Genomic DNA, 4,555 nt, shown 5'->3' with positions numbered 1-4,555 from the left:
TATTGGGATAAATTTTTTTCTTACAAAGAAATGCCTGCACTATCAGCACAAAAAAGTTGAATTTATTTGAAATTTTTCAAAAGTTAATTTCGATTAGTTAAAGTCATTTACTCATAGCCTACCGTTTTTTGATGCAGAAAAAAATGCGTTGGCTTTTTTGTAATAATTAAAAAAGTCGAATTTTTTAATGGAGTTAAGGTTCTTTTTTGTTTATTATCTGTTTGTTTTTTGTATATGTGAAATATCACTTTAAATCTAATAAAGAAATTATAGTTCTAGCTTGAAGCTTTAACGATGAGGGGAATTATGAAAAAGGCTATATTGACACTATTGTGCTTGGGTATTGTTCAAGTTAGTACTGCTGAAATCGTTAAAGCGAATGGGGAAGGTAGTGCACCTATCGTTAAAAAAGACCTAAATAGTACACGTAATCAAGCATTCAATAATGCAAAAAAGGATGCAGTGATTACTTTGATTAAACGTATTAATGGCCCTCAAGCTATGAACGATGCGAATCAATATTTGGATGATATTGTAAAACAAATTGATAGCAGTTATGTGTTGAATCGAGGGAGTAGTACTAATAGTAACAATGAGTTAGTTACCCAAGTTAGTCTAGAAGTGGATGATCAAGAATTTCGTTCAATTCTCAATGATTTAGGGCTGGCGAAGAAAAGTAGCCGAACGAGTCCAATTATGATTGTAATGGATGAATATTTTGGGGTACCAAAAGATAACTCAAAACCTGTTAAAGAGTTCACATCATATTTTTCTGATCGTAGTTATAGCTATGATGAAGATGCGAGTTACAAAGCTAGCGAAAGTGCCAAAGCCAGTGCTTCAGATTCTTATTCTTCAAAAGGACGTTCAGCTGCTGCATCTGGTTATGCTTATGATAATTACTATGGGGCGGGTGTTGGTGTTTCCGCTCGTTCAGCAAGCCATAATAATTCAGGTAAATCAGCTTCTTCAAGTAGCTACAACGCTAGTGAATCAGCTAAATACAGTCAATCCGAACGACAAAATGATATCCAAAGCTTTGTGAAATATGTGGAATATCAGACTCCAAGTACTAAAGCTGAGCGTGATAATCAAACCTTAAATTCAATTGCGAGTTCTGCTTCACGTTATGATTTGCGGTTGCTCGATTCTGACCGTTTTAGAAGTCAGTATTTGAATGGTCGGAGTATGTCGATTCAGCAACTGATGAGTGATACAGAGTTGAATAAACTCGTAATCGCTGCACGAAAAGAAAAAGCAGATTGGTTTATGGCGGGTAGCTCTTATATTTATGATCGTGGTCGTTCGAGTGCTACTGGGCAATTTGTCTGTGATGGTGCCGTTAGCTTCAAAATTTATTCAGTCGATGATTCAACTTTGATGGGTGGTGAAACTCGTACAGAATCTTCGACAGGTGCGACTACAGATTCTTGTCGTACGAATGTTGCTAAGAAACTTGGCGAATTGGCCGTTAGCCAAGTAGGACCACAGATTCTGGGTTATGCAAAAAATCGCACTATGTATGGTAAAGAAATTACCATTTTTGTGAAAAGTGTTTCTGGCAATGTTTCTTCTCGTTTAGGGGACGATTTATACATTGCCTTAGATGAAATGGATGGTGCAGAAAATATTGATATTCGCACTCAGGATGGAAAATTGGTCGAAATGACCATGACTTATAAGAGTGAGAAACCTGTTAGTGCAGAATTGGCTAAAGCACTACGTAAAGTAAATCCAACTCTATCAAGTGCTGAGCGTTTACAAGCTGGCAATACGATTACGCTTTGTATTGGTGGTACACAATGCAAATAAAGTTAAAAGCTTTATGTTTAGCTATGCCGATGCTTGTTTCGGCATGGGCAAATGCGAATATTCAAATTTACCCATCGAAAGGAATTTTTGGGCTAGAGCAACCTTGTCGTAATGATCCTAGCAAATACGAAGCGAATCGGTCTTCAATTGTATGTGACTTCAGTCAAGCGATTGACAATGAAAGCATTCGTAAACAAGTTGAGCAACTTTTTGTACAAAGTTTAAAGGAAGGTTTTGATGAACAGATAGTCGATACTATTTCACAAAAAACGAAAAACCGCACTTATATTGCATCACTAGAAGTTTTACGCGCAAGTGAATACATTGTGAAGAAGGATTCGACTGCCGAAATTTTTCTTCCAGTGACCTTAAGTCTAAAACTCACCAATGTGTTATCTGGAGAGGTTATATATAGTGACAGTAAGACCTTGTCACAACCAATTCAAGTACTTGCTACAGAGATTGATTCTAGCGTAACCAAAACAGCAATTAAGCAGAAATTTCAAAGTACTTTGTTGATGCTAACGCAGCAAGTGACTCAAGAATTAAAATCAAAACTTAAAGTTTCTGAAACAGGAACTCAAGTGATTGATCAGTGGAAATCCTATTTTGTTTTAGATAAAGGCTTTAAGCAAGGAATTGCTGCACAAGCTGAACTCAGCTCAGCAGATGGTGATTTGATTCGTGTTGTGCATGCTGACAGTGATTATGCTGTGGCTGTACCAGTCTTGATGCAGAACAGTAGTAAGCACTTTAGTAAAGTTTCAACCAATACACGACAGGCTATGAATAAGCCCAAAGCTTTAGTGGTCGATGTGCTGACTTATCAAGGCGAATCGAAAGACTTAATAGAACAAATTTTTTCTGATGCAGTGGGTGAGCAAGCCTCATTTACTTTAACACCAGTCAATCGACGTTATAGTGCGATGACACAAAGTATTAGTGAGCAAACTGGATTAGCGCAAAGTGAAGACATTAACCAACGTGAATTACCTGAATTTTTCATTCGAATAAATGTCATCCCTGTAATTGCTTATCAGCAACAAATTGGAAAAATAACTCAGCAACAGGTTTTTCATAGTGAAGTCTTTGCTGAAATGATTGATCGTTCTGGCCGGGTAATTTACTCCGCGCATGCGACCGATGATATCAAAGATGTGATTTCAGATGGAATGGGATTTTCTCTCGAGGCTCGTAAAGAAGTTGTATTGAAAAATGCACTTTTGAAATTAGGCCAACAATTTCAAAAAGGGATTCAATTTACTCGTTCTGATTTAAAAGTCTCTGGATCAAGTGGTCAGAACATCGTTATTGATGATGCTGGCGAGCGCTTAAGTACAGGAATGAAAGTCCATGTTTATCATTCAGATAAAGCAGCAGGACGTAATATTTTAATTCCAACATGGGAAGCGACCGTTTTAGAGCGTCAAGGCACGAAAGTTAATGCACAATTAGATTTTCCAGTTAGCAGCAGTGATCGTTTACCTGTGCGTTCTGGAGACACTGTTTTGCTTGATAGTTCTGCCCCAGTGGGAGATTCAAAGCAATCTCGTGTTTTATGTTTAGGGCTGCATACTGAGCAAATTGGTGAAATTCCATTTTATGGTTTTGGTCCATTGATTTATCACGCTTTTACTAGTCAATCGAAACGACCATTCTATGCGACAGGTTCAGGCTTTAAAGGACAGACTTTATTAAAAGACTCAGTGATTGCTATGACTGAAAATGCAGGTTTTAAAAAAGATATGAAAGTTAACTTTCATATTCCAACAGATGAATGTTTACAGCCAGTGCTTAAGCTCGAAGTGAAACAAGACAGTATTAGATGTAATGCTGACAAAAGTAATTGTGATGCCACATTAGTTATGGCTAGTGGGGCGCGTAGATTTAACCAAAAGGCTGAGAAAATAGGGGCTTATGGTTTGCAACAAGAAATTGGATTGAAGGGTATTGATTATCAGCATCGTCATGAAATGTATAACATTCAGATGTTTGAGGCTTTACCAAAAATTTTAAATCAAATCGTGCAAAAAGCCGATTCTTCACAATAGGGGTAACAGGGTATGAAAAAAATTGCGATTGTTTTAGCAGCAAGTGCTTCAATAAGTGCATCAGGTGTCTATGCAGGTTTTGGGTCGTTGAGTAATCTTTCGTCATCATTATCTGAATCTGTAACTGGCGTATCTTCTTCAAATATGGACCTCAATGGTTTTTTCACGCAGGCTAAAGCAACAAATGCAATGTTTATTCAGAGTCGTACGGCTTTAGCTTCATTGCTTGCAAGTAAGCAGGATTCAGATGAATTAAAAGCAAAACAGAAAAGTTTGAAAACAACTTCTGATTTGAAAGAAAAAGAAGCAATCCAAAAACAGATTGTTGCATTATCAGATACTGTTTTAGAAGCTTCACAAAAAGATGAGGAAGCAACTGTAGCTAAACTTTCGGCACTGAATGCTGAGCAGAAAAAACATTTATTGAACTCTGCAACTAATTTTGCCATTGCAAGCCTAACTGCTCGCGAATTAGCTGTAGGAGCTAAAAAGGTGAGCACTAGTTTAATTGCAAATCCAAACAGTCTAACCAATACTGGAATGTCTTTAGTTGATGCTAAAAGTATGGTTGGTGATATCACAGGTATTGCTAAAAATTCAACTATGGCTTTGGTGGAATACCCGAAACTGTTTAAAAAAGCGGGTATCGAATTTAAAGTCCCAACAAGTTCGTCAGAAAAACCAAAAACTCT

Annotated in this window: 3 protein-coding genes; all 3 read left to right on the top strand. The window is 37.2% G+C overall.

Features of this window, described 5'->3' with window-relative positions; translation table 11 throughout:
• The first annotated feature begins 306 nt into the window (after positions 1-306).
• Positions 307-1,812, top strand: coding sequence for a hypothetical protein (locus GBI16_RS17695; RefSeq protein ID WP_086208175.1), 1,506 nt, complete (start codon positions 307-309; stop codon positions 1,810-1,812).
• Positions 1,803-3,863, top strand: a complete 2,061-nt coding sequence (locus GBI16_RS17690) for a hypothetical protein (protein WP_228267866.1) — start codon at positions 1,803-1,805, stop codon at positions 3,861-3,863. The genes GBI16_RS17695 and GBI16_RS17690 overlap by 10 nt, the downstream gene beginning before the upstream one ends.
• A gap of 12 nt (positions 3,864-3,875) precedes the next feature.
• Positions 3,876-4,555, top strand: a 680-nt coding sequence (locus GBI16_RS17685; protein WP_151707582.1) for a hypothetical protein, incomplete at its 3' end; no start/stop codon positions are given.

It is taken from the genome of Acinetobacter sp. TUM15064 (assembly GCF_008980265.1).
In the GTDB taxonomy this organism is placed as follows: Bacteria; Pseudomonadota; Gammaproteobacteria; order Pseudomonadales; family Moraxellaceae; genus Acinetobacter.
This window is presented reverse-complemented; position numbering and strand designations above follow the sequence as displayed.